Source organism: Lysinibacillus sp. FSL M8-0216 (assembly GCF_038595555.1).
Taxonomy (GTDB): Bacteria; Bacillota; Bacilli; order Bacillales_A; family Planococcaceae; genus Lysinibacillus; species Lysinibacillus fusiformis.
Genome location: NZ_CP152007.1, coordinates 2,105,461 through 2,130,717 on the forward strand (window position 1 = coordinate 2,105,461; position 25,257 = coordinate 2,130,717).

25 protein-coding genes are annotated in these 25,257 nt (G+C 37.6%); 21 read left to right on the forward strand and 4 right to left on the reverse strand.

Features of this window, described 5'->3' with window-relative positions:
* Nucleotides 1-41: 41 nt before the first annotated feature.
* The 4 genes from MKX57_RS10215 to MKX57_RS10230 all read left to right on the forward strand — a co-directional run bounded on the left by MKX57_RS10215 (nt 42) and on the right by MKX57_RS10230 (nt 1,829).
* Nucleotides 42-344: an RNA polymerase alpha subunit C-terminal domain-containing protein gene (locus tag MKX57_RS10215; protein ID WP_043989877.1), complete on the forward strand. Its 303-nt coding sequence runs from the start codon at nt 42-44 to the stop codon at nt 342-344.
* Nucleotide 345: 1 nt separating this feature from the next.
* On the forward strand, nt 346-906 hold the full coding sequence (locus tag MKX57_RS10220) for a DUF4256 domain-containing protein (RefSeq protein WP_089984672.1): 561 nt from the start codon (nt 346-348) through the stop codon (nt 904-906).
* 303 nt (nt 907-1,209) lie between these two features.
* Nucleotides 1,210-1,410, forward strand: coding sequence for a cold-shock protein (locus tag MKX57_RS10225; RefSeq protein ID WP_008175097.1), 201 nt, complete (start codon nt 1,210-1,212; stop codon nt 1,408-1,410).
* A gap of 191 nt (nt 1,411-1,601) precedes the next feature.
* Nucleotides 1,602-1,829, forward strand: coding sequence for a hypothetical protein (locus MKX57_RS10230; protein ID WP_043989875.1), 228 nt, complete (start codon nt 1,602-1,604; stop codon nt 1,827-1,829).
* A 200-nt stretch (nt 1,830-2,029) separates the two neighbouring features.
* Here MKX57_RS10230 and MKX57_RS10235 read toward each other — a convergent pair whose 3' ends face one another.
* Nucleotides 2,030-2,152, reverse strand: coding sequence for a YjcZ family sporulation protein (locus tag MKX57_RS10235; RefSeq protein WP_080709324.1), 123 nt, complete (start codon nt 2,150-2,152; stop codon nt 2,030-2,032).
* 1,221 nt (nt 2,153-3,373) lie between these two features.
* Here MKX57_RS10235 and MKX57_RS10240 point away from each other — a divergent pair.
* Complete coding sequence (locus tag MKX57_RS10240) at nt 3,374-3,556, forward strand: hypothetical protein (RefSeq protein ID WP_043989873.1); 183 nt, start codon at nt 3,374-3,376, stop codon at nt 3,554-3,556.
* 217 nt (nt 3,557-3,773) lie between these two features.
* Here the strand turns inward: MKX57_RS10240 and MKX57_RS10245 are convergent, their stop codons facing one another.
* Nucleotides 3,774-4,301, reverse strand: a complete 528-nt coding sequence (locus MKX57_RS10245; RefSeq protein ID WP_090001672.1) for a GNAT family protein — start codon at nt 4,299-4,301, stop codon at nt 3,774-3,776.
* A gap of 258 nt (nt 4,302-4,559) precedes the next feature.
* Between MKX57_RS10245 and MKX57_RS10250 the strand changes: the two genes are divergently transcribed.
* The 6 genes from MKX57_RS10250 to MKX57_RS10275 all read left to right on the forward strand — a co-directional run bounded on the left by MKX57_RS10250 (nt 4,560) and on the right by MKX57_RS10275 (nt 12,703).
* On the forward strand, nt 4,560-4,991 hold the full coding sequence (locus tag MKX57_RS10250; RefSeq protein ID WP_036125483.1) for a BrxA/BrxB family bacilliredoxin: 432 nt from the start codon (nt 4,560-4,562) through the stop codon (nt 4,989-4,991).
* The gene (locus tag MKX57_RS10255; RefSeq protein WP_089984670.1) at nt 4,979-5,767 is read left to right on the forward strand and encodes a class I SAM-dependent methyltransferase; all 789 of its coding nucleotides are present in this window, start codon (nt 4,979-4,981) and stop codon (nt 5,765-5,767) included. The genes MKX57_RS10250 and MKX57_RS10255 overlap by 13 nt, the downstream gene beginning before the upstream one ends.
* Before the next feature lie 64 nt (nt 5,768-5,831).
* Nucleotides 5,832-6,392 (forward strand): hypothetical protein, encoded by a 561-nt coding sequence (locus tag MKX57_RS10260; protein WP_342551002.1) that lies wholly within the window; start codon nt 5,832-5,834, stop codon nt 6,390-6,392.
* 572 nt (nt 6,393-6,964) lie between these two features.
* On the forward strand, nt 6,965-7,756 hold the full coding sequence (locus tag MKX57_RS10265) for a nucleotidyl transferase AbiEii/AbiGii toxin family protein (RefSeq protein WP_089984666.1): 792 nt from the start codon (nt 6,965-6,967) through the stop codon (nt 7,754-7,756).
* A 586-nt stretch (nt 7,757-8,342) separates the two neighbouring features.
* A complete protein-coding gene (locus MKX57_RS10270) occupies nt 8,343-11,780 on the forward strand; it encodes an immunoglobulin-like domain-containing protein (protein ID WP_342551003.1) in 3,438 nt (1,145 codons plus the stop codon).
* Nucleotides 11,781-12,160: 380 nt separating this feature from the next.
* A complete protein-coding gene (locus MKX57_RS10275) occupies nt 12,161-12,703 on the forward strand; it encodes a histidine phosphatase family protein (RefSeq protein ID WP_090001721.1) in 543 nt (180 codons plus the stop codon).
* Nucleotides 12,704-12,855: 152 nt separating this feature from the next.
* Here the strand turns inward: MKX57_RS10275 and MKX57_RS10280 are convergent, their stop codons facing one another.
* A complete protein-coding gene (locus MKX57_RS10280) occupies nt 12,856-13,488 on the reverse strand; it encodes a Crp/Fnr family transcriptional regulator (RefSeq protein WP_090001665.1) in 633 nt (210 codons plus the stop codon).
* A gap of 93 nt (nt 13,489-13,581) precedes the next feature.
* On the opposite strand from MKX57_RS10280, the gene MKX57_RS10285 reads away from it, so the two are divergent.
* The 9 genes from MKX57_RS10285 to MKX57_RS10325 all read left to right on the forward strand — a co-directional run bounded on the left by MKX57_RS10285 (nt 13,582) and on the right by MKX57_RS10325 (nt 22,722).
* The gene (locus MKX57_RS10285; protein WP_171364776.1) at nt 13,582-14,535 is read left to right on the forward strand and encodes a nucleoside hydrolase; all 954 of its coding nucleotides are present in this window, start codon (nt 13,582-13,584) and stop codon (nt 14,533-14,535) included.
* 17 nt (nt 14,536-14,552) lie between these two features.
* Nucleotides 14,553-15,437 (forward strand): ribokinase, encoded by an 885-nt coding sequence (locus MKX57_RS10290; RefSeq protein ID WP_342551004.1) that lies wholly within the window; start codon nt 14,553-14,555, stop codon nt 15,435-15,437.
* A gap of 288 nt (nt 15,438-15,725) precedes the next feature.
* Nucleotides 15,726-16,274 (forward strand): XRE family transcriptional regulator, encoded by a 549-nt coding sequence (locus tag MKX57_RS10295; protein ID WP_008175072.1) that lies wholly within the window; start codon nt 15,726-15,728, stop codon nt 16,272-16,274.
* A gap of 138 nt (nt 16,275-16,412) precedes the next feature.
* Nucleotides 16,413-17,669 carry a hydroxymethylglutaryl-CoA reductase, degradative gene (locus tag MKX57_RS10300; RefSeq protein ID WP_342551005.1) on the forward strand — a complete coding sequence of 419 codons (1,257 nt, stop codon included), beginning with the start codon at nt 16,413-16,415 and terminating at the stop codon, nt 17,667-17,669.
* Nucleotides 17,662-18,111 (forward strand): hypothetical protein, encoded by a 450-nt coding sequence (locus tag MKX57_RS10305; protein ID WP_237068776.1) that lies wholly within the window; start codon nt 17,662-17,664, stop codon nt 18,109-18,111. The genes MKX57_RS10300 and MKX57_RS10305 overlap by 8 nt, the downstream gene beginning before the upstream one ends.
* On the forward strand, nt 18,108-19,463 hold the full coding sequence (locus tag MKX57_RS10310; protein ID WP_008175065.1) for a tripartite tricarboxylate transporter permease: 1,356 nt from the start codon (nt 18,108-18,110) through the stop codon (nt 19,461-19,463). Before MKX57_RS10305 ends, MKX57_RS10310 begins: the two co-directional genes overlap by 4 nt.
* A gap of 19 nt (nt 19,464-19,482) precedes the next feature.
* Complete coding sequence (locus MKX57_RS10315; protein WP_089984658.1) at nt 19,483-20,379, forward strand: hydroxymethylglutaryl-CoA lyase; 897 nt, start codon at nt 19,483-19,485, stop codon at nt 20,377-20,379.
* 272 nt (nt 20,380-20,651) lie between these two features.
* Nucleotides 20,652-21,230 carry a TetR/AcrR family transcriptional regulator gene (locus MKX57_RS10320; RefSeq protein WP_008175062.1) on the forward strand — a complete coding sequence of 193 codons (579 nt, stop codon included), beginning with the start codon at nt 20,652-20,654 and terminating at the stop codon, nt 21,228-21,230.
* Between the two features lie 70 nt (nt 21,231-21,300).
* Entirely contained in the window at nt 21,301-22,722 is a 1,422-nt protein-coding gene (locus tag MKX57_RS10325; RefSeq protein WP_090001661.1) for an MDR family MFS transporter, read from the forward strand.
* 494 nt (nt 22,723-23,216) lie between these two features.
* On the opposite strand, the gene MKX57_RS10330 is transcribed toward MKX57_RS10325, so the two are convergent.
* A complete protein-coding gene (locus MKX57_RS10330) occupies nt 23,217-24,113 on the reverse strand; it encodes a DMT family transporter (protein WP_089984654.1) in 897 nt (298 codons plus the stop codon).
* A gap of 105 nt (nt 24,114-24,218) precedes the next feature.
* Here MKX57_RS10330 and MKX57_RS10335 point away from each other — a divergent pair, with 105 nt between their 5' ends.
* Nucleotides 24,219-25,094: a LysR family transcriptional regulator gene (locus tag MKX57_RS10335; RefSeq protein WP_139150584.1), complete on the forward strand. Its 876-nt coding sequence runs from the start codon at nt 24,219-24,221 to the stop codon at nt 25,092-25,094.
* The last annotated feature ends 163 nt before the right edge of the window (nt 25,095-25,257 follow it).

Consider the following 25,257-nt stretch of genomic DNA (forward strand, 5'->3'; position numbering starts at 1 on the left):
TGATACTATAAACTAATAGCATGTATGTTGGAGGGATGATAGTGAAAGCAGAAAAACGTTTAAGGTTTTGCGAAAAAGGACATCGTTTTTACAAAAGCACAGATTGTCCAAGCTGCCCGACCTGCGATAAAGAAAATAAGCCTACGAGTGGTTTCCTTTCAAAACTGAGTTCTCCTGCAAGAAATGCTTTAATTCACGAGGGGATTGATACCTTGCATGAACTATCCAAATACACCGAAAAAGATGTATTAAAAATTCATGGAATTGGACCAGCGTCAATCCCTATGATGAGAGCTTTATTGGAAGAAGAGGGACTATCATTTAAGCGTGAGGGAGAAAACTAAAATGACAAATAAAGAACTATCAGTTGAACAACGCGAGGAACTATTGCAAACATTGCAAGCTCGATTTGAGAAAAATATGAATCGCCACGAAGGCCTTCAGTGGACAAATATACAGGCTAAGCTGGAAGCGAATGTAGACAAACTGTGGTCGCTCCATGAAATGGAAGCAACTGGCGGAGAACCGGATGTCGTTCACTATCATCCAAATTCGGATGAATATATGTTTTATGATTGTTCGGCAGAAAGTCCAAAAGGTCGCAGAAGTGTTTGTTATGACCGAGAGGCATGGGAAGCAAGAAAAAATCATAAACCCGAAACGACCGCAATGGATATGGCAGCAGAAATGGGGATTGAGCTTTTAACGGAAGAACAATATCGAGAGTTACAGCAACTAGGTAAATTCGATTTAAAAACGTCAAGCTGGATTCAAACCCCTGAAAAAATCCGTAAACTGGGCGGGGCTATCTTCTGTGATCGTCGCTACGACACAATCTTCCTCTATCATAATGGGGCAGATTCTTATTATGCAGCTAGAGGTTTTCGAGGATCACTAAAGGTTTAAGTGGAAAATAATCATGAAAAAACAATTTTCTCTAGGTAATCAATTGACTTGATTACCTGAGTTTTTTTAGAAATACACGCAAACATATAACGAGCCAAGTAATTGTTTTTGGTTTTTTTTACTTAGTACTAGACAAATGTGATTTTTTATTATACAATGATATTAATAAAATCGGTGCTAAAGAAACAATGAATTCACATATTACAAAGAGTAATCGTGTTTTTTTGATACTTTTTGCAATATGTGAATTTTTTCTTTAACGATGTAAGATTTTATTTAATACAATTAATGGAGGTCATTTAAATGACACAAGGTACAGTAAAATGGTTTAACTCAGAAAAAGGTTTTGGATTCATCGAAGTAGAAGGCGGACAAGACGTTTTCGCACACTTCTCAGCTATCCAAGGTGAAGGTTTCAAATCACTTGAAGAAGGCCAAAAAGTAGAATTCACAATCGAAGATGGTCAACGTGGACCACAAGCTGCAAACATCGTAAAACTTTAATATTTGCATGCTTTCAATACCCATTATCGGGTAATAATAAAACCAGGCGCTCATTTATAATGAGTACCTGGTTTTTTTCTATGGATTACATAAGAACCCTTCAATGGCATGGGGTTTTATTACATTTATATTTTTTTGATTACTTCCACACTATTTATCCCATGATAAAGATAGATGGGGGGTGTTGGTTCATGGATTATGAATATACAGTGAAGTTCCACTTTAACGAAAATCGCGAAGAAGAATATAAAATTAAAACTAATATTGGACAAGAAACTTTTACAGAAGAAGTTTTTAATGGGTTCAACGAGAAACCATGGTATACCTTTACGGAAACAGAACATTTTAAATCGATATTAATAAATACGAAAGACGTTTATAAGGTATCCATCGTGCAACAGACTATACAATTTGATTAATTTTATGTCGAAGGCCACATCCCATGTCGGAGTGGCCTTTTATCATGGCGTTTAGTTTAGTAGTGGGGCAGAAAAAAATAAAAGAGTCACCGGAAAGTGACTCATAAAATAGATAGGTGTATGGATTATTGTTATTACCAGTATTGGAGGATTTATTGTTTTCACGGGACGGATTAATAGGCTGATCCCTATTAAAGATATTAATATGAATTATACAGGAAAGCAGCTCCAACGATTATGAGAAGTATGAATAGAACAACGAGAAGTGCAAACCCTGTACCATTCCCGTAGCCTCCACCGTTACCACCATAGTATCCAGACATAATGATAAACCTCCTTTCGATAATTTATAATATGTATGCCTAACCAGATGATTAGCGATAAATGTCATAGGACACATCAGAAAAAAATTAAAAGTTTAATTCATGAAGGAGAAATTGCAATGGATCCAAAGGGAAACAGATGATTTTTTGAATTATGAAGAGGAAGGGTGTGGGTATTTTTAACGGAGACTAAGTGATTAACATACATTTGTAAGCTGTATGAAAAATCGACGATCAAAAAATGCAAGCGCACGAGCACCTGCTTTGGATAGGGACTACATCCATTTGGACCATCATTACATATTCATTTTTCGCCTTTTTTCTTTTCTTGCATAATAGGTTCTAAGGATGGCATTAAATACAGAAGTGGAAATGATTATATACCACGGAGCCCCAATCTCCCTTGTCGTAATCCGATCATAAATTCCCCAAACCATTACAGTAGCCAATAAAAACACAGCCGTATATCTTTCTGATTTTGGATAAATTTTATACTTTTTATAGTCATGCTCACTAATGATTAACCACCTCTTTCATTTTTTATGGGACTATATTCTATTTGGGGAACCACTAAAATACAAGCTGATGAAGAATGCCAAAAGGAAGCATATGGCTTTTATTTAACCTAATAATGGAATATTAAGTGATTATAAGTATACTATAGAATGTGCCGTAAATAATCAATGGGGGCGATGAAACGGTGTCTAAACTGGGATATAACGTTTTATCTCCAAGATTCTATATGTGCGTAAGGTGGCAGTTACATAATTACGCCAGAAGCCAGACAAGTCAGCATCATTTAAAAGAATTCAAGCCCACCTATTAAAGATATATTTTTCACGAAATTGAAATGGGGCATAATGAATTTTCGGTACGATCAGGTATGGCGAAAAATTTTTATAGCATGCTTAAATCGGATGTCGGACGTTTGTTATGAACAACTCAATGTCTGATTTTTCCACTCATACGTGGAATCTGTATCCAAATTTATAGTGAGAAATACATCTAGCTGACGTAGATTGAGCCGTGCTTAGTTTAAACTTTATTTATCTCTTAAAGAATGAAGATGTTTGATAGGAAAGGTACGGAAACCACCTTTGTCATTATGGTGGAAAAGAGTGGATAGCTGAAATCGAAGGGGCTGTGAAACGAAAATAACTAGAAGTGGGTCATGGATTTATTCATGTTTTATTATATCTGATTGACATAAGGAGGATTTAAATGAAAAGTTTAGCAGGGACACTATCATTATGTTTTTCATTTACGTTATTCATCTATTTGTTTGGCATAAAAATGGAGCATTCCGTCAAATATGATGCAGGACTCTTTTTCCTCCCCATTATTTTACTAGGGCTTTCACTCTTTTTCTTTATTTCAGATTACAAAATAAATAGTAAAAGTTAAGGGAGGAGGGTCAATGTATTTGCTTAGGGGATGACACTATACTATTCAGTAAAGCGTTAATTGGATGAAGACTTCGAAGCTCAAAGCTGAATAAACTTTTTTAGTAAGCATCCTCTTATGATAATTTGGATGCTTGTTAATATGTATCTAACTGGAGGGCTAAACAATAGTAAAGGGTAAAGTATGAGCCCTCCGTTAGCACAGTAAATAACTAATTCTATTTCTTCAAATCAGAGGCTAACATGCCGTACACAATGCTATCGGTCCATTCATTTTTATTCCAAAAATCTTGTGTGAAATGGGCTTCTTTTCTCATGCCTATTCGTTCACATAATTTTTGTGAAGCAATATTCCGTGCATCCAGCTTAGCTTGTAGACGATGTACGTTAAAAACATCAAATAATTGAACTACTAAACTACTTACTGCTTCGGTTGCCAAACCTTTCCCAGCCACTTCATTAGAAAAGCTATATCCAATTTCAACAGTGTCTTTCATATCTGTATACCATACAGACAAATCACCAATGACTTTATTCTTATAGACAACTGCCAGACTTAACATTGACTCTTGAGAGAGTAAATCATTCGCTAGTTTCTTATTGAATTTTTCCTCCATATTTTCATGAGTCCATTGATTATGTAATAGGAACTTACAAGTATCTTCATTATTATAAATAGCAAATACATCCTGTAAATCGGTATTCTTAAAAGGTCTAATCATTAATCTTTCTGTTGTGAATTCCAAGTTAGTTCGCCTCCCTTTCATTCATTCTACAAAATTAACTAAAAACATACAATGTTCAGGTGCTTAATAGAAAACCTTACATACTAGTGAAAAAATTGACCCTGTGCCTTGCGATGTTTACTGAAAGTTTGAGGGTGGGCTCATATAATTAAATATGCTCCTCTCGTTACACCAAAATCGAAAAAGCATGTCTTTGTACATTCACACAAAACCTTGCTATAATAAGGTTTGCGAATACATATGAAAGAGGGTAAAAGCATGAACGCTTATGATGAATATATGAAGCAGGTTGTGAAACCGATGCGTGAGGAGCTAGTGGGAGCTGGGTTTACGGAGCTGACGACGGCTGATGCGGTAAATGAATTTATGGCAGAGACGAAGGGGACTTCGTTAGTAGTCATTAACTCGGTGTGTGGCTGTGCGGCAGGGCTTGCTCGTCCAGCAGCGCGTGAGGCGATTGCGGCAGTGAAGCCGGATCATCTTGTGACAGTGTTTGCGGGGCAGGACCCAGAGGCGACTGCAGCGATGCGCGGTTATTTTGATGAAGTACCACCAAGCTCACCTTCCATGGCGATTTTAAAGGATGGAGAATTGGCTTACTTTATTCCACGTGAACAAATTGAAGGCTTCCCTGTGGAGCAAATTGTTTCCCATTTAACTGGCGTGTTAGAACAAACATGCGAGCAATAAATACGATTGTAACAACAGCGGGCAGACCAGACGATGAATCGATGGCGCTCGCTGCTTTTGCGTGTCAAACATTAGGGGCTGCATTTGAGCCGAGGAAAAAGCGCTCTGTTCGGAAGATGTCACAGGCGTTTCAGGCAAATATTATAGTGGCGGGGAAAAATCGCTATGATTATTATGCTTTTGGGGCAGAGGAGCCGTTTTTCTTCCATCCTAATTCTGCAGCATTTCGCTTAAAACGGATTGCTCGAGGTGAGGCAGAGCCATTTTTAGAAGCCGCACAGCTACAGCTAGGAGATACAGTGCTGGATTGTACGCTTGGACTAGCGGCCGATGCGATGTTAGCCGCTTATACTGTTGGGGAAAAGGGGCGCATTGTAGGCCTAGAAGCAAATCCAAATGTCGCCTTTATTGTCGGGCAGGGAATGCAAAATTATGATACAACAGAGCTACCGTTAACGGCTTGTATGCGACAAATTAAGGTCGTTCAGTCCGAGGCAGTTCGTTATTTAAAAACATTGCCAGCGAATGCGTTTGATGTCGTTTATATGGATCCAATGTTCGAGGAAACTATTGAAGAGTCCAATAATTTCGAGGCATTGCGCTTAGCGGGTGAGCATGTTACTTTAACCGATGAATGGGTGCAAGAAGCGAAGAGGGTCGCGAAAAAGCGTGTAGTGCTGAAGGCTCATTTTCGATCAGAATGGTTTACGAAGTATCATTTTCAGCAATATGAGCGAGTGACAGCTAAGTTTCATTATGGTGTTCTCGAAGTGTAGGGGCTTGTTTTAAGACAAGCCTCTATTTAATTATAGGGAAATAATAAGGAGGCTCCAAATCTATATGACGAATAGCGAAATTAGAACCCCTTTTGAACTAGATTTATTAGCCAAAGCACAATCATTGAAAGCTACAAAACCTCCGAGTCCGTGGGAGCATGAAACGATCATTCCTGCCAATGGTGTACTAGCCTGTGGATGGGATCAAGATGAAAATATCATCCTCATAAGTGGGTCAGGCTACAGTATTACTGAACCGATAACGGGTCTTTGCCTTCATCGTGAACGAGATGCGGAATGGACGGAGGACTGTATCAGTGAGGACCGCTTAACCTTTCATTCTCCATTATTAAAGAAATCTACCTCCATTTTTGGCTTGGAAGCGGGGGATGGGATACATGTGACATTAGATGGCTGGCAGGTTGAAGTCATTTACCCATGGTGGCCACGGGCAACAGTAGTCCTCGATTATCTATTTACACCCCGTTATAGCTATTTAAGTAATGCTACAGCTATTGATATACAGCGTTTGGATGGTGCTATAAAATGTGGATTTTCTCCTTCTGGTAAACATTTAATGATGATGGGATCAGGTGGTGCCTTAATCTATTCGAGAAAAGAATGACATTCCATTTGGTAACTCTATTTATTTTTGAACGATAATTTGGTTGGTGTTTGAGAGATTTTATAATTAGTGCTTTACATTTTTAATGTAGAGTGCTATAATTAAAGATGTGCTATTTTAGGTGGCATATTTCAGTAATCTGGCATTCTGCTTTTTGTTTTTGTAGATACTTATTCACACTGGCGCATGCTTTGGGGCTGCAAGGACGCAAAAGATGGTAGGGTTTGCGTTGCTTAAGTTAGAGAGCACACAGTGGAATTTTACCGCGGTGATGAAACAACTATTGTTTCAAGATAATATTCCCCAGATGATTGGGTTGAGACTTTTACAATTTACGAAAATGTTACCTATAAATACTAAAGGGGTAGTTTCGCATGAGCGAGGCTGCCCCTTGTCTAATTGTTGGACGCTGTCGCATGAGTTGCTGGTAGTTTTTTTGTTGCCAAAATTATGCTGGTATACATTACCGTTTACTATGCTAGTAAAATAAGTAATAATAAAAGCAAGAATTTTAGTAAAAGTCTAAATTCTATAGTTAAAAATCTGAAAAATCAAAAAGGTGAGGGAAGTTTATGGAGAAAATCAATACAATAACAGCAGATGTAATTACGCAATTAACAAAAATAGCAGAAATGAAGAAAGTAAGCATTGAGCAACTAGTAGCATTTTATTGTCAGGAAAGACTTCTCTACCGTTTATCAACATCATCCCATTATGATCAATTTTACATAGAAGGGGATCTTTTCTTCTTTACATTAGCTGAAGGAGTAGGGATGCCACCGAATGAACTAACACTCACAGCACGAAAAAGCGCGTATCAACACGACATAGTCCAACAGGCATTTACAGAAATTTGTTCGTTCGAAATACAGGAGGACGGCGTTCAATTTTTAGAAAATGACATCGAAAGTATAATAACGGATACGAGTATTCAATTAAAAATACCAGCAACATTGGACACAATCACTACATACATAGAAGTTAAAATAACCTTTATAGAAAATCGAATAGCACCAACGACCTATACTTTCCCGTCGATGCTAGACTTGAAGCCAGCGGAGCTCTCTACCTCTTCAGTCGAATTTGTAGTTGCCCAAGCCTTGCTTGACATTTTCCAATATCCCTCTATGACTTCAAAAATAGTAGAAGATATTGAGAGGGTATTACAAACACAAAACATAGAGGGTCGTAAATTACAGGCTTATCTTGAGGAATTGTCTGACCAACGTCACCTGACATGGGAGTCAACGCCTATACTAGAAAAAGGAATTGTTAAACAATTTTTCAACCCAATATATGAAGTCCTATTGGCAGATGAAGAGTTTTTTAAACAGTGGAATGGTACGGAGCAAGCTTGGCAATAACGATAGAAACCCTGCGAACAATAAAAAGTTCGCGGGGTTTTTCATAAAATGATTTCGTATAACTGGAAAAGGGAGATGATCAAAACGCATTTTGCTGGGGAGCAGTCGTTGCGCTATCTTATCGCTAGTTGTACAAAAGACGTCCATAGAGCACTTTCAATAAATTATGTGTAAAAATCATTAAAAAGAGCTTTTTGCCATGAGAAAATATATGAATCTGTACTAAGTCCCGCTTGAAAAACTACTATAGAAATATGATAATTTGTCGGTAGCATCAGGAAAAATTTCAGGTGCTACCTTTTTTATAGGTTCGCGGATGACTATTCTCGTAGGTTTCTTGTTTTGAGAGTAGTTGAAGTGGTCGTGTGAATGAAGCATTTTAGGGTTTTAAGTTACGGATTATTACTGACAGTCCGCTTTACATTAGATGCTATACAAAAATCTATTAATTTTGAATGTTAATTTGCTAATCATTAACATTATTCAGTATTACTCTTTTTTTTTCTATAGTATAGTGAAAATGTATGTATTTCTATAATGATACATAGAGAAAAGCGGCAAATCACGTAAAGGAGGGCGTTTATATTTGAAAAAAATAAGTAACATCTTCATGATTTTATTATTATTTAGTTTATCTTGGGTGGATATATCTGCCAATGCAAATGATACAAACGATGATGATTTTGTTGTGACACCTATTGATTCGGATGTCATGATAACTGACTATACAGGACAAGCGGAAGATATAGTCATTCCAGAAACAATTAATGGTCTTCGATCTGCATCGGCTGCTGATACGCTTGACCAAACATCCGGAGCGGGGGACCCGGGTGGAATCTTTCGAGCGCACGGAAAAGGTCAAAGCTTTACGGCAGGCTTGTCCGGTTATTTGAATAAAATTGATCTGTATATGGTAGATTACGGAAGCTCAGGTATTGTTTTTACACTTAGTATTTATGATGGTGAAAGTGTTTCCGGAGCTGCTTTGGCAACTGCGACATTTAGGAGCATTGATATCCCTTACAATCCAGGGGGCTGGGTGAGCGTATTTTTCGATCAGCCTACGCAGGTACAAGCGGGACAGCAATATACGATGCTGTTAACTTCCTCAATCGGCGATACGCCGCAAACGGCTTGGAAGGTTTATACTTCCAACGTATATGGAGGGGGACAAGCCTATACGGAAAACAATTGGACAAATTATGACTTCGGCTTTAACACCTATGTCGGACAATCACCAAGGGATTATACAACTACGCTCGCAGTGTCTCCTTTGAATGGTACATACGGCCAAACGGTAGTTATTTCGGCAATGCTGACAACACCTGATGGGCCTATCGTAGGAAAGAGAATTAATGTCTCCATTAATGGAAGTTCTTTAGGTTTTATTACAACCAATTCAGCAGGTATTGGTTCCGGCTCCTATTCACTTAGACAAGCTGCGGGAAGCTATGAATTGAAAGTATCGACAGAAGCTTCGTATCCTTACCCTGCGGCAGAACAGACAACAACACTTACGGTCAACAAAGCCCCGCTTACTGTAACGCCTAACAATGTGACTAGACAATATGGAACAACTAATAACAATTTCACACTGAACTATAACGGCCTGATGGCATGGGACACAGCTGCTTCGATCGGGCAACCAGTGTATTCGACAGCAGCTGTTACTTCAAGCCCAATCGGCATTTATAATATAACAGCCAGTGGTTTGGCATCAACGAAGTACACAATCACTTATTCGCCAGGAACTTTAACTGTAATACCAGCGTCTTTAACCGTCATGGTTGCCAATCAATCCCGGGCATATGGACAAAGCAATCCGTCTTTGAGTGGTTCAATTACTGGAATTGTGAATGGAGATGAAATTCTAGCGTCCTATTCGACAGCAGCAACCGAATCAAGCCCAGTGGGATCGTATACAATCATTCCGTCCTTAGCTGATCCCGAAGGCAAGCTGAATAATTACCAAGTTGTTATTGAGGAGGGAGTGCTAACAGTTAAGAAAGCTGAGCTTCATGTTGCATCGGATTCGATATCACGCTGGGCAGGTAAAGCAAATCCTCCATTCACTGGCAATCTTACAGGCGCAGTTGCCGATGACTCCATTACGGCAAAGTATGATTCACTAGCGAGGGAAGATAGCGCTGAAGGTGTTTATGATATTACTGCACAGCTTCTTGATCCATTGAACCGTTTATCCAATTACGAGGTTATAAAAGACTTAGGCCAGCTAACCGTTTATGCTGCTCCAAAGCCAGTGTTCGCCATAGGAGAAACGTCCAATGCAGTGAAGTCAAATGTTGGGTTACCAAGTGCAGATGATGCAGGGCGTCCGATTCGCTGGACGTCTTCGGACAACAGCTTACTTAATGCAACAACAGGAGCCGTGCAGCGGCCGGCTTACCCAGCTGGCGACTCAGCCATAACGCTAGAGGCAGAGGTTGATGCGAATCAGACAACTTATAAAATCCGATATAACCTAACGATTTTAGCTACCGATATGATGGATAAAGAGGCAGTGGCTCGAGACATAAAGCTACTTGCGATTGGTTACACAGCTGGTGATGACGAAAAGCACGTACGAAATCGGTTGAGTCTTCCAGCTACAGGGAAGAATGGTTCTTCCATTACATGGACTTCTAGTCGGGCAGAACTGATTAATCCTGCTGACGGTTCAGTTTCTCAGCCATCATCTGGAAACCAAACAGTTACCCTCACAGCTACGGTAACAAAAGGGCTGGAATCAGAGAGTCGACAGTTTCATTTGATTGTTTTAAGGAATAATACAAATGTTGAGGAGCCGAAAGAACCTATTAAAGAACCAATTAAGGAACCTACTAAGGAATCTGAACAGCTACAATCGGAATTTTACATTGATTTCATTGACCAAAATAATCAAAAGGAAAGAATCAATCTTACCCAGTCTCAAGTGAAATCTGGCTTTATTGAGCTCGATAAGAAGACAGCAAAGGGATATTTCGAGGTGAGCGGAGAAACGGCACACAAATTACTCAAGTTGAATCCTTCGTTTGCGATTCAAATAACAGCGGCTGGTGGGATAATGAAACTGCCTGTCTCTGAATTGATTGCTTCTGCAAAGAACCAATTTGTAGGGAAAAATAGCGATAAAATCAACTTTTCAATTTTCGTTGGAGAGACGGAAGCTCCAGTTAATTTATTAAATGATCTAAAATCTCGAGGTGCAAAATTATTGTCTGGCCCTATTCAATTTGAAATTATTATGAGTATTGGAGACGAAGCCGGTATTGCTATCAAACAATTAGGTAGTAAGGTTGAAAGACGCATTGTCGTTTCCGAGAACCCTACAGATACGATTGTAACGGTATGGAACGAGCAGCTTAAGCAACTGAAATATGTTCCGGTCCGTTATGAAAACATCGGAGGTCAAGTCTATGCGTTGCTTCCCGTCAGCAGTGATGGCTTGTACTTAAATATTGGTAACCAACAAACTTTTGCTGATATGAAAAGACATTGGGCCAAAAAAGAAGCGGAAAAGTTGGCTTCAATGCTTATCTTTGAAGGAAAAGGACAGGGAATCTTTGACCCGAATGCCCACTTAACGCGTGCGGAGACAGCAGCACTATTAGTCAGGGCAATAGGCATCCCAGAGCCGGCGCATCCTGCAGCATTATCTGATATTTCTGGTCAATGGTATGTAGAGGAGGTTTCCTCTGCAATAGAAGCCGGATTTGTGAATGGGTATGAGGACGGTAGTTTCCGACCGAATGAATATGTTTCAAGGGAAGAACTTGCGGTCATCCTTTCGAGAGTACTTGAATATGGTAGCAGCACTCCTTCAAATGCTTCTGTAAACTATTCGATATCTCTCAATGATTCAAAAGAAGTATCCAATTGGGCTACTGAGGCAGTGCAAAAAATCATTTCCAACGGTATTATGATAGGTGATAATGAAGGTGATTTTAAACCACATCAAACTGCAACCCGTGCTGAAATGGCAATAATAATGAACCGTCTTCTTAACAAGCTAGGATATATGTAAACACGCCGTTGGAGCGTCATTTAACAGTTGTCAATTATACTTAGTAAGACATTTGAACATAAGTAGATTTGGTTTAAAAGAGCATCATTCCTGAAAAAGAATGATGCTCTTTAATTTTGAATGAGAATATTTGAGTCTTATAGGCAACTCTTTTTTCTTTATCGAATTATCAGTGCAGGGTGATTGATTTGGTGTTAAATTACATTTCTTGAAACTCATTTCATCCAGATTCGTTCTATAAAATGGATCATAAAAAAGGATAAACCATATATTTTTGGGAATTTCATTGAAATACCTACTCTAATATATTGTTCCTGCTAAATAATACATGAGGTGAGTGATTAGTGGCATTTGTTAAGGGGAAAACGACGTTTATTTATATGGTGAGGCACGGTGAATCTCCGTATGAGGGAATTGACAGAACAAGAGGGTTAACTGTGAACGGCCAATTAAGTGCTCAAAGTATAGCTGATGTGTTAAGGGGTGAGGGAATTGATACTATAATATCCAGTCCATATACTCGGTCCATTTTAACTGTTGAGCCATTAGCTAAACAACTGAGTCAAGAAGTTATCGTTTGTGAAGAATTAAAAGAGCGAATTTTTTCATCAGAAGAAAAGCGATTACCTGATAATGAGTTATTTCCGCTATTAGAGAAATCCTTCTTGGACCCCAATTTAGCATTAGAGGGTGGAGAATCGAATAACGAGTGTCAAAAAAGAGCTGTTAAAGTTTTAAAAGAGCTATTAAATACCTATGAGGGGCAAAAAGTAGTAATAGGAACTCACGCATTAGTCATGACCTTGATGATGGGATACTATCATGAAGCGTACAATTTAGATTTTTTGCTACAAACAACCAAGCCCGATATATACAAAATGGAATTTAACCGACAGGAATTAGTAGGGGTGAAGAGGCTCTAAGAATGTAGTAAGGACGGTTAATACATGTTTCCTTAGGTAATGGACCAAATTAGATGAAGCAAAAAAAAGTCGGTATCCTGAGCGCACAGGAAACTGACTTTTTTATGTGCTGGAATAATCTACTGTTGCCAAATGAAAACAAATCGAAAACTTTATAAAAAATGTTTAAGGTGTTTTTCTAGTTCTTCTATTGAATGAATAGAGAATTTTTTATTTTTATAATGTATAAGGCCCTCATTGATGCACTGACTGATTGAACGATTTAAGCTTCTAATGGGGGCACAGACCTCTCTTGATAAAATTTGCTTTGTAAGATGACCTAAATCACCGATTTTATAATGATTATGTATGCTTAATAAAATACGGTCTTTAACAGTTAGTAATGATAATTTTGCTGTAGTATCTGAGCTTAATGTTAACTTGGAGGCAAGTTGTTTCACGATATAAACATTAAAATTAAAATCGATTTTCATCCATTCATACACCTTTGTTTTATGGATAGCTATCGTTTCACAATTTTGTTTCGCGATTACACCGAGTGTTTTCATCTTTTCATTAAAAATTTCTATTTCCCCAAAACAACTATATGCATCATAAATATAAAGCGACAGCATCGCTCCCTCATAGCTTTGTCTATACACTTCTGCCGTTCCTGTAGTTAGGATATAAAGATAATTATTTTGTTCATGTGGGTGAATGATAGGGCTGCCTTTTGTATGTTTTCTATAAATAAATTCTTTCTTAATAGGCGCTGGTGCATCATTCACAATAGCTTGAAAATCCATATATTCACCATCTTTTTAGTTTTGGTCATTTGACCTTTTTTCATTATAGATGGAATTATATAATCAGAGCAAATATGAATGGGAGGTCTTGTTATGAGGAAATTAATTATTGATACAGATACTGGAAGTGATGATGCAGTAGCCTTAATGATGGCATTAAAATCAACTAATCTAAAAGTAGAGGCGATCACCACTGTTTGTGGCAATGTCCCGATTGAATTAGCGACAAAAAATGCACTAATGACCATTGAGGTCGCGAATGGTCAAAAGCCACCGCTTTATGTTGGAGCAGCCAAGCCACTTATGCGGGATTTAGTTACAGCTGTGAATGTTCATGGTGAAGATGGAATGGGCGATTGTCATTTAATACATCCCACACTTTTGCCAGAAAGCAAGCATGCCGTCGATGCGATCCTTGAATTGATTGAAAATAACCCTGGTGAAATCGAAATTGTAACGATTGGTCCCGTTACAAATATTGCCCTTGCTATATTGAAAGCACCAGAGACAATGAAAAAGGTCAAGCATATTTACACAATGGGTACTTCTGGCTTTGGCCCTGGAAATACTACACCTGTTGCTGAATTTAATGTGTATGTAGATGCAGAGGCCTATAGTATTATGCTCAATTCTGGTATACCTACTACCATCATTGGATTTGATGTATGTTTAGGCGAAGCAGCATGGAATAAGGAAGATATGGATGTATTACTGGCAAGCGGTAAAGAAGAGGCTGTGTTCTCTGTTCAATGTAACCGTTCCTTGCTTGCGTATAATTTAGAAAGAAGTAATGAACATATTGTTGATTTACCAGATGCCGTTGCAATGGGTGTTGTATTATGGAATGAAATCGTTGTGGAGGACAAATTATGCTATTGCTATGTGTGTACGACAGAAGCTGCTGCCTATGGTCAAGTAATCTTAAATGACGGTAGTAAACTTGCCATTTCGGATGGATTTGCCGGGCACACGCCTAATGCCACAGTTTGTAAGACTATTGACAATGCATTATTCAAGAAACGTCTAATAGAATTATTGATAAGTTAATTGAATGGGGTGGGTAGATGAAATTTTTGAATTTCGGATCATTAAATATTGATAAGGTTTATACATTACCTCACTTTGTGAAAGAAGGTGAAACATTATCTTCGGACAGCTTTGAACAATATCCCGGTGGAAAAGGATTAAACCAATCCATAGCTCTTTCAAAATTGGGCGCTCAAGTGTTTCATGCAGGTAAAATTGGAAAAGATGGTCTATTTCTCAAACAAAAATTAACCGCAGAAGGAATTAATGTTGAGGGAATAGTTGAGGATGGTTTAATTACAGGGCATGCCATTATCCAAGTGACGCCGACAGGTGAGAATTGTATCTTCCTTTATGGTGGAGCGAATAAAGAAATAACGGTCGAACAAATTGATCAAGTGCTAGAGGACTTCAATGCGGATGATTTCCTCGTTCTTCAAAACGAAATAAACAGTCTAGATTATCTAATCAATGCGGCATATAGGAAGGGTTTAACCATTGCGTTAAATCCTTCTCCAATAAGTGATACGATGAAGGATTTAGACCTTTCGAAAATTGATTTTTTACTACTAAATGAGATCGAGGGACAAGCCATTAGTGGAGAAACATCACCTAACAAAATACTCGATCATTTACTATCAAACAATAGTAATTTAAAAATTGTGTTGACCTTAGGTACAAATGGCGTCGTGTATAGAGACAAAATTCAAGAACACAAGCAAGAAATCTATAAAGTCAAAGTGAAGGATACGACGGCAGCAGGGGATACTTTTTTAGGCTATTTCCTTAGTATGATTTCTCAAAAAGCAGACATTACATCCGCACTAAATATAGCCTCAAAGGCTGCTTCCCTTGCAGTATCTAGAAAAGGTTCCTCTTCCTCTATCCCGCTTTTGGCAGAGGTACTTGGTAAAGATGCCTAATAGATAGGAAAATTGCCGATATTTCATCATGGCTATGACTCCGTTCTTTTTGGGTTCTTTTTACAAACTTTTACGTTGTTTAGCTGATTCACAAAACAGGGCGCAATGCATGGACAGACTGCTAATAAATCTATCTCATAAAACATAGTAAAGGGTGTGTAGTGAACAACATTACACACCCTCATCATTTCAAGACCTCAAATAGCTACTTTCCGTATTTTCTATCCTACATTTAAAAATATAGTATAGTTATGTAAAAAGCCTAACTGATCGAAGGGACTGGAATGAATGAACTTACTAGAAGTTGGAGTAAAAATAAAGCAGATGCGAAAGAAAAATAAAATGTCTCAGGATGATTTAGCTTCGCAGATCAATTTAACGAAAAGTCATATTTCAAAAATAGAAAATGGCAAAGCGACACCAAGCCTGGTGACATTGTCCAAAATTGCGGAAATATTTGATGTGCCTATGGCTTGGTTTGTTATCCAGGATCAATTTGATGGCATTTCTATTGTTTCGAAAAAAGAGCGCAATGAGACGGTTGAAACGAATCAGCTCGGTTATCAATACGAGCTGTTAGCGAATAAGAGCTATATGAGCAATATCAATCCTTCAATTGTCACTGTACATAATGGGGCAGAAAATTTAGCCCTTTATACACATGAAAATGATGAATTCATTTACATCATTTCAGGTAGTATCATCTTGAAATACGATAATAAGTTTTACCATTTAGAAGAAGGTGACTCGGCGTATTTTTCAGGAAAAAAAGAACATATCTTTATTAACAACTCTTCGGAAAACTCAAAAGTATTAACAATTTATGTGGAGGATTAAATCTATCTTTTAAACGTAAATATGATCGAAAATACAATTTTCTTGTTTACAATACTATTCAGACAATTTACAATTGGTGTAATGCTATTCAACTTAGTTGAATTGTATTACACTTTTTATATTTTTGGGGGTATGGGGATGACTTCACGAATTAAAGGATTTTATTTACTTTCAGTGGAAGAGCGAGTTAAGTTAATCGCTGAAAAATCAAAGTTAACAAACGAGGAAGTTGAAGCTTTAAACAGTGGAATTTCATTAGAGATTGCAGATGCAATGGTTGAAAATGTTATTGGACACATTTCAATTCCTTTAGGGGTAGCAGCCAATTTTAAAGTAAATGGTAAAGAGGTATTTATTCCAATGGCTACGGAAGAACCGTCTGTGATTGCTGCAGCTAGTAATGCTGCACGTGCAGCATATGAGTTAGGCGGAATTTTTACTTCCAGCTCAGGAACAGTTATGCGCGGACAGATTCAAGTATTAAATATTGATGACCCTCATGCAGCAAGGGCGAAAATTTTTGAACATAAAGATGAAATCATCGAACACTGTAATGCAAAAGATCCGACGTTAGTAAAGCTGGGCGGCGGAGTAAAGGATGTAGAGGTGCACTTAATCGACACAGCAAAAGAAACAATGGTTGTTGTGCATTTAATCGTAGATACGAAGGATGCGATGGGGGCAAATGCTGTAAATACGATGGCAGAATCTGTGTCACCATTAATCGAACGGATTACAAATGGACGAGTTGTGCTCAGAATAATTTCAAATTTAGCAGATAAGCGTATTGTTCGTGCTCGTGGTGAATTCTCGATAGAAATGCTCGGGGGGATAGCGATCGCGAAAAATATTGTAAGTGCTTACGAATTTGCAGATTCTGATCCTTACCGTGCTGCTACACATAATAAAGGAGTTATGAATGGTATTACTGCTGCAGTATTAGCATCGGGTAACGATACACGTGCTGTTGAGGCAGGCGCTCATGCCTATGCTGCCCGTTCTGGCAGATATCGTTCTTTAACGACTTGGGAGCTGAATAAAGCAGGCAATCTTGTTGGTACATTGGAATTACCGTTAGCTGTTGGTATTGTGGGAGGGGCTACCAAGACTCATCCTGTTGCAAAAGCCGCGCTAAAAATTATGGATGTGCAATCTGCAGAGGAACTAGCCAGCTATATTGCCGCGGTAGGATTAGTAGAAAACCTAGCGAGCTTACGAGCACTTTCCGCAGAAGGTATTCAATCAGGTCATATGCGTCTGCATGCCAAAAACTTGGCTGTAATGGCTGGAGCAACAGGCGATATTATTGACCGTATTGTGCAGCAGGCAGTTGAAGAGAAAGATTTCCGTTATGATCGTGTTTTAGAGATTACAAATTCTCTGCGAGGTGAGTAACTTGGCGAATACTCCATATAATGAGCAAAAAAATGTAGATGAAAAAAAGTTTATCGAAATTCTAGGTGACACGGTTTCTGGTAATCAGTTAATCATTTCAATTATTTTAAGCGTTGCAGCCAGCTTTTTGGGCTATCAATTAGGCCAGTGGGTATTTCCGAAGTTTGCAGACCCTCAAATGATTAACTCCTACTCACTATTAACAGGAATTGCAGGTATTCTAATAGTTGTCGTTATCAATACCATTCTATTTAAACCAAAGCGTATTTTAGTAGAGGATGAAACATCTAGTCATTCTTTAAAGGAAGCGTTTGAAGATTTACAAATTGATATCGATGAGGAAATACGCTTAATTGAGGAAGACCCTGTGACAAAAAAAGAGCTCGAGGAATTTGGTATTCTTTCTAGCTTACAAGGCTTGAAGGGAGCGGATAAAAAATGAGTATATATTTAATTGCTCTGCTATTTGCTCTTCTAGGTGCAGCTATCTTCACTGTCATTGGTCTTATCTCAGGTACAGATGAAACTGCAATTATGGTACCCATTACATTGCTAGTTATTTTACTGGGAGCGCCTCCTGAAGGTGTGTTCGCATTCTTCATGGCGGGGGTGTTAGCTAAGCATTTAACACATGCTGTACCAACTGCGTTATTAGGTATTCCTGGTGACACAACGGCTGTACCGTTAATCGACCATGCAAATACATTACGCCGTTTAGGCATGCCGCATGTTGCACTACGTAAAATGATTTCAGGCGGTGTCATCGGTGCATTTATCGCCTTACCAACTGCCGTCCTATTAGGTCAGTTTTTAGGTCAATTTGCCGACTTCTTTAAATCTTCGTCAGGCATTATTTTTACACTTGCCGCTATTTTAATCGCGTTCTTTTCAAAAGGGAAATGGGCAAGTCTTTTAATCATTATTCCATTTGCGTTTTTCATTAAGGCTCTAGATAGCGTTAGCTTTGCAATGCTTGATAAACATTTAAGTATTACATTCTTTTTAGGGATCGCCATTGGGCCAATGTTTAGTAATATTCTAATGGCAGCATCTCCTGTTGCTAAAAATGATTTAACGCGCAGTAAGCAAAATCAATATAATCTTGCACCTGAAACGAAATCATGGAAAGGATATTTTCCGAATCCATTTAAAATTTTATCGAAAAGACAGACGATTTTCACGAGCATTACAACGTTTCTTTCTTCCTTAACATTTGTCTTTAGTCCTGTAGGGATGACGTCTTTAATGGGAGAAATTGTAGGCTCTCGCACAAAAGGTGCCTATAAAAAATCAACAACGAGTCTTACTGTCATGAATGGAGTAACGGAATCGACATATATCGCTGAAGCTATTATTCCATTAATTGCATTCGGTATTCCGTTAAGCCCAGTAGCACTTGGACCAGCATCACCTTTATTTAATGCACCACCGATTTTTACTGTGGATCCGGTAAACAACCTACACACATTAATGTCTTCATGGGACTTTTTCATTTTCGGGTTAATTGGTATTAGTGTGGCGGCTTTAATTGCTTATCCGTTTGCGATGAATTATGCACGTAAAGCGTCTGTATTAGTATTAAAATATATTAGCCAGGAAGCAATCGTAGCCATGTTCATAGGATTAGCATTCTTGCTTGCCTATAACGAGGCACAATTGTTAGGGGTAGTTCTAACATTTACAGTCGCAACGGTTGGTGGTTTATTAAATCGTATTTTAGGTGTAGGTGCCGGCGTGCAATTCATGGTATTCTACGCATCAAGCTGGATTATGCTGCAGCTATTCGGCATTTAGTTAAAGGAGGTGTATCTTTATGACTTTACCAAAAAAAGTGGAAATAAGAGAGGTCGGCCCGCGTGACGGCTTACAAAATGAGAATTTATTTATTCCTACTGATTTGAAAGTACAATGGATTAACTTAATCAGTGAAACAGGTGTCCGCCATATCGAAGTATCCTCGTTCGTTAGTCCAAAATGGATACCAGCCTTGGCCGATCATCATGAAGTGTTCGAGAAAATCACACGTAATGAAAAAATAACGTATGCAGCGCTTGTCCCTAACTTAAAAGGGATAGAAGGGGCCATTCAACAAAAAGTTGATGAAATTGCATTATTTATTTCTGCCTCTGAGGAGCATAATCAAAGTAATTTGAATGCTTCCATAGACCAATCTTTGCATAACCTAAAGGCTGTAGCTGAAGCAGCAAATCGTGAAGGTATAGCGTTAAGAGGCTATATTTCAACTGTATTTGGCAGTCCGTTTGGGGACGAGGTAAAAATTCAAACCGTCAAGAGAATAATTGATGCCTATATAGAAATGGGCGTTTCTGAGATTTCGCTGGGCGATACAATCGGTGTAGCAGACCCTGTACAGGTGAAGGCTATTTTAACAGAGCTGCTCACGCAATACGACAGTAATCTGTTTGCCCTTCATTTTCATGATACGTATGGCCGCGCTTTAGCCAATATATTTACTGCTCTTGAACTCGGAATCACTAAATACGACAGTGCTATTGGTGGCTTGGGTGGGTGCCCTTATGCCCCAGGTGCAAGCGGCAATGTCTCAACGAATGATTTAGTGAATTTCCTACATCGCTTAGGCATTCAAACAACTATTGATGAAGACAAATTATTTACCGCAACTCAATTTTTACAACAGGCAATGAACAGACAGCCTGATAGTAAAGTTTATAAAGTGCAAAGTAAATAGGAAAGAGAATATGGGAATCAATCAGCGCCCCCAATTGTTAGTTATATGCTAATAGTTGGGGGCGCTGTTTTTTAGGAAGAATCTAAAATACGAACATAACGACAAAGAAGCTATTTTGAACCATATTTACAGACAACCATTTTAAACTAAGCGTTCTAAATTTTGATAATCGTTTACGTAGTGAAAAAGTAAAGATTTTAGATTGACAACATAAAAAAATGTATTTACAATTATCTAGACCGTTCGTTATAATTTTGAAGGAGGCAAGATATATGTCTAGTAAAGAAACATCCCGAGAGAAAATCTTAGAAGCAGCAACCTTGCTTTTTCATTTGAAAGGTTATCACGCTACGGGGTTAAGTGAAATACTTAAAGAGAGCGGAGCGCCTAAAGGTTCGTTATATTATCATTTCCCTAATGGTAAGGAGCAATTAGCAATTGAAGCGATTAATTTATCTGCAAAGACGATTTCAACAGCTATCAAAGAAAATTTAGCCGTTTACGATGACCCAGTCGAAGCATTTCAATATCATATCGGAAATATTGCTGAACATTTTAGAGACATAGAACGCAAAACACAATTTAAAAACGTCCCACTCGGATTGCTCGCGATGGAAACCGTATTTGTCAATGAGAATCTACGACAGGCTTGTGAAGAAACCTTTACAATGTGGGAAAATCTTTATTACGATAAATTAAGAATAAGTGGCTATAACGAAGATCGCGCGTATTTAATTAGTGAAACAATTAGTGCCTTAATTGAAGGGGGCGTTACGTTATGTTTTACAAAAAAATCGTGTGAGCCATTACATCATGTTAACAAGATGATCCCTTTACTACTGTCCCAGTAAAAAGGGACTTATTCATCGTAAATTTATATAGACCGGTCTAATTATTGCTAGGGAAGAAAGGAAGTAATTTATGTCTTCATCCAATCAAGTTGTACCAGTACGTAGCCCTAAAGGTATGGCTTTTGTACTAATGTTTGCTGCATTTATCGGGCTATTTAGTGAGACGGCCTTGAATATGGCACTGACTAACATTATGTCAGATTTTAGTGTGTCAGCAGCGACTGCCCAGTGGCTTACGACGGGCTATCTATTAACAATTGGTATTCTCGTACCTGTTTCATCACTACTCATTCAATGGTTTACAACAAAACAACTAGTAGTCGGTTCGTTAATCTTCTCTATTGTAGGAACCATTTTAGCTGCAGCAGCACCTAGTTTTGCAGTTTTACTAGTTGGTCGTATCGTTCAAGCTCTTGGAACGGGAATTATTTTACCATTAATGATGAATGTAATTTTACTAATTTTTCCGATCTATAAACGTGGAGCTGTGATGGGATTAATGGGACTTGTCATTACAACAGCACCTGCAGTTGGTCCTGTTTTAGCTGGTCTTATTGTTGATTCGTTGAATTGGGCTTATATTTTCTGGATTAGTCTTATCTTTTATGTAGCTTTAGTAATTATCGGGCTTAAACAGATTGATAACGTATCAACTATTACAAAACCTGCGATTGATTTGTTTTCTGTCCTGTTATCCACGCTTGGATTTGGCGGTTTAATGTATAGTTTAAGTAATATTGCGGAGAAATCATTTAACTCTGTTTCGGTATATATGCCTTTTATTGTAGGTGCGGTATCCATTATATTATTTAGTATTCGTCAAATGAAAATGAAACAACCAATGATTAACTTGAGAGTGTTTAAATTTCCTATGTTTACATTAGGAACGCTGTTATTATTCAGCGGCATGCTCCTCATATTATCATCAGCCATTCTATTACCAATGTATCTTAAAGCATCTTTACTATTTAGTGCCACAGTAGCTGGGATGATTCTTTTACCTGGTAGTGCAATGAATGCTTTTTGTTCTCCTTTTGTAGGAAAGTTATTTGATAAATATGGCGCAAAGAAATTTTTGCCACTTGGGTATCTTTTAGCGGTTATTTCAAGCTTACTTTTTGTCTTTACGATTTCTGTAGATACACCAATTTGGCAAGTAATTTTGGCACATACCATCTTTTTCATCGGTGTTTCAATGATTATTATGCCTGCGCAAACAAATGGATTAAACCAATTACCACGCAAATTATATGGTGATGGAGCCGCAGTCATGAGTACATTACAACAAATTGCTGGTGGTATCGGAACAGCGTTGGCAATTACATTATTGGTAAATGGCCAAACATTGCATATGGAGAAATTTCCAAACGCTACACCAGGTGAATTAATGGCGGAAGGAACAAAGCATGCGTACATCTTTATCGTTGGCCTTTCAATCATCGGACTTATTTTATCATTCTTTGTGAAGCGAGTGCATGTGGAAAAAGATTAAGTAGTTTTTACAAAGCAAATTTAAAATTGTTTCCTAAATCAAAGCTTGGGCCGACACTAAAAAGTCACGGACGCTGGTATATCAACGTTTCGTGATTTTTCTAATGGACATTGTTTAAACAGTTTTTTATACAAAGGTATATAAACATAGCTACAATAATACTTTTCAAGATTTTGCTGAAAAAACTATATGCTATCTGAATAAAACGTGTATCAATAGTCAATCTATTTACGTAAATTTGCATTTTTAATCGTTCCTAAACTTTCAGGGGCATTAGGATCTACAATAATGGGGCGGATTGTGGAGCAACACAGGTAGAAAATAATCAAACTTTTTTATAAAAGCCTAACTTAAAACTGCTAAAGAAAAATCTCTTTTGATCAAACTTTTTTCAAAAGGGATTCTTCTTTTTTATTATTAAATAAGGGATTGTGCAAGTTGTTTTTGTTAACTTTATTTCAAAGCAATACCTCTTTATATTCTTAAAATGATATTTATGCTGATGAAACAGAAGTCTTCTCTTTAGGCTTTATATTAACAAGCACAATACTAAGTACGACTATGATCATTCCTACGAAAAGATTAATTGTAACTGCTTCATGTAGAAAGAAAGAACTCACTAAAATAGAGATAACAGGGATTAAAAAAGTATATGTTGATACTTTGCTTGCCTCCCCGGAACTAACTAATGTAAAGAAAGCAAGCCAACCAAATGCAATTACAAATATAGAAATAAATAATAAGGATAGAGTAAACTGTATGTTCCATGATATAGAAGACCAACTTTCCGTTCCCGTTCCTAACGCAAGTAGGAACAGTCCCCCAATTATAATATGAAGTGTAGTTAGCCAAGTTCCATCAACTTTTTGAGCTGTTCTTTTCATAAACACTGTACCGAACGCCCAACTAACAGCAGTACATAAAGCAAGAAGAACGCCGATAATCGAAATATGTCCTGCTAATCCTCCTAAACAAATGACACCCACACCTGCAAAACCTAAAATTAACCCAGCAAATTTAAGAAAATGCATGGATTCCCCAAGCCAAATCCATGAGAATATACCCATTAAAACTGGTTGGAGATAAACAATTGATGTAAAAAGTCCTGCAGGTAAGTAATTTAAACCAACTGTTTGTAGACCGTAAAATAAAATAATATTGAAGAATGCTGATACAAAGTAAATAGGCCATGTTTCTTTAAAACGAAGCATTTTATATCTTGGAATAGCAATTATAAGTAAGATAAGTCCCCCTATAAATAATCGCAGTCCAGAAAATAATAGGGGAGATGAATAATTTAAGGAAAATTTAGCCAGTGGCCAATGTATCCCCCATATGATGACTAGAAAAGTAAGAAGAAAAAAGTTTTTCACTTTTATATGGTTGTTCATTTAACATAACGCCTCCTTGGTATGATTACATCATTTATGATACTATACTTATATAGTATAAATAAAATCAATTATTTTAATAGGAGGTATAAGTATTTACTTATGATGACGATATCACAATTACAGGTGTTAGCTACAGCAATAGACACGGGGAGTTTTACAAAAGCAGCGCATACTTTACATATGACTCAGCCAGCTGTTAGTCATGCCATATTGAGTTTAGAAGCAGAATTAGGAGTTACCATACTGTTGAGGGATCGAAAAAAGGGATTAATTCTAACAGATGTAGGAGAACGTATATTATTCCATATTAAGGAAGTGTTGAATCATGTAGACAAAATTGAGCAGGAAGTAGCTGCGGAAAAGGGATTTGAGGTTGGAACTATACGAATTGGAAGCTTTTCGAGTGCTTCTAAGTTTTTGACTAAAATCATAAAGATTTTTCAACAAAAATATCCTTCTTTAAAGATTGTCATTTACGAAGGCACTTTAGATGAAATCGAAACATGGCTATCTACTAGAGTCATCGATGTAGGATTCATCACCCTTCCCAGAAAAGAGATGGATGTTATACCAATTGCCACGGACAAGATGGTTGTCGTTTTATCAAAGACTCACCCGTTGTCCGATAAAGAATTTATTCATATTAATGATTTGGATAATAAACCAATCATATTATGCGGAGGAGGATTTGAACTACCAATTATCAGTATATTTAAAAAGAGTAAAGTCAAGTTAAAGGCGGAATTTACTGTTTCCCATATAAATACAATGTTGGAGATGATCCAAGAAGGACTAGGAATAGCAATCGTTCATAAGCTTACCATAGTGCATTTACCAGATGACCTTTGCATAAAAAATTTAGAACCTAAATATAGCAGAGAAATTGCTCTAGCAGTACCCTCAATTAAAAAGGCTTCTATTTCAGTAAAGTTGTTAATTGATGAGATGCAAAATTTAGTTGAAACTTTTGATGAGTAAAGTCAATTATAAAGTTAGGGTACCGCCACATTGCTATCAAGCTATCAAAACAAAATACTCCCTAAAATGAAATAATACGCTATTCTTTCTGTAGAATCATTGGAAAGGATGAACCGACCTCCAATTGTTAGACAATAACTAACATTTAGGGGGCAGATTTTAT

Bases quoted from the DNA above. Each gene is read 5' to 3' on its own strand.
- MKX57_RS10220 (WP_089984672.1), top strand. From the start codon at position 346: ATGACAAATAAAGAACTATCAGTTGAACAACGCGAGGAACTATTGCAA.
- MKX57_RS10225 (WP_008175097.1), top strand. From the start codon at position 1,210: ATGACACAAGGTACAGTAAAATGGTTTAACTCAGAAAAAGGTTTTGGA.
- MKX57_RS10230 (WP_043989875.1), top strand. From the start codon at position 1,602: ATGGATTATGAATATACAGTGAAGTTCCACTTTAACGAAAATCGCGAA.
- MKX57_RS10235 (WP_080709324.1), bottom strand. From the start codon at position 2,152: ATGTCTGGATACTATGGTGGTAACGGTGGAGGCTACGGGAATGGTACA.
- MKX57_RS10240 (WP_043989873.1), top strand. From the start codon at position 3,374: ATGAAAAGTTTAGCAGGGACACTATCATTATGTTTTTCATTTACGTTA.
- MKX57_RS10250 (WP_036125483.1), top strand. From the start codon at position 4,560: ATGAACGCTTATGATGAATATATGAAGCAGGTTGTGAAACCGATGCGT.
- MKX57_RS10255 (WP_089984670.1), top strand. From the start codon at position 4,979: ATGCGAGCAATAAATACGATTGTAACAACAGCGGGCAGACCAGACGAT.
- MKX57_RS10260 (WP_342551002.1), top strand. From the start codon at position 5,832: ATGACGAATAGCGAAATTAGAACCCCTTTTGAACTAGATTTATTAGCC.
- MKX57_RS10265 (WP_089984666.1), top strand. From the start codon at position 6,965: ATGGAGAAAATCAATACAATAACAGCAGATGTAATTACGCAATTAACA.
- MKX57_RS10275 (WP_090001721.1), top strand. From the start codon at position 12,161: ATGGTGAGGCACGGTGAATCTCCGTATGAGGGAATTGACAGAACAAGA.
- MKX57_RS10280 (WP_090001665.1), bottom strand. From the start codon at position 13,488: ATGGATTTTCAAGCTATTGTGAATGATGCACCAGCGCCTATTAAGAAA.
- MKX57_RS10285 (WP_171364776.1), top strand. From the start codon at position 13,582: ATGAGGAAATTAATTATTGATACAGATACTGGAAGTGATGATGCAGTA.
- MKX57_RS10290 (WP_342551004.1), top strand. From the start codon at position 14,553: ATGAAATTTTTGAATTTCGGATCATTAAATATTGATAAGGTTTATACA.
- MKX57_RS10295 (WP_008175072.1), top strand. From the start codon at position 15,726: ATGAACTTACTAGAAGTTGGAGTAAAAATAAAGCAGATGCGAAAGAAA.
- MKX57_RS10300 (WP_342551005.1), top strand. From the start codon at position 16,413: ATGACTTCACGAATTAAAGGATTTTATTTACTTTCAGTGGAAGAGCGA.
- MKX57_RS10310 (WP_008175065.1), top strand. From the start codon at position 18,108: ATGAGTATATATTTAATTGCTCTGCTATTTGCTCTTCTAGGTGCAGCT.
- MKX57_RS10315 (WP_089984658.1), top strand. From the start codon at position 19,483: ATGACTTTACCAAAAAAAGTGGAAATAAGAGAGGTCGGCCCGCGTGAC.
- MKX57_RS10320 (WP_008175062.1), top strand. From the start codon at position 20,652: ATGTCTAGTAAAGAAACATCCCGAGAGAAAATCTTAGAAGCAGCAACC.
- MKX57_RS10325 (WP_090001661.1), top strand. From the start codon at position 21,301: ATGTCTTCATCCAATCAAGTTGTACCAGTACGTAGCCCTAAAGGTATG.
- MKX57_RS10330 (WP_089984654.1), bottom strand. From the start codon at position 24,113: ATGAACAACCATATAAAAGTGAAAAACTTTTTTCTTCTTACTTTTCTA.
- MKX57_RS10335 (WP_139150584.1), top strand. From the start codon at position 24,219: ATGACGATATCACAATTACAGGTGTTAGCTACAGCAATAGACACGGGG.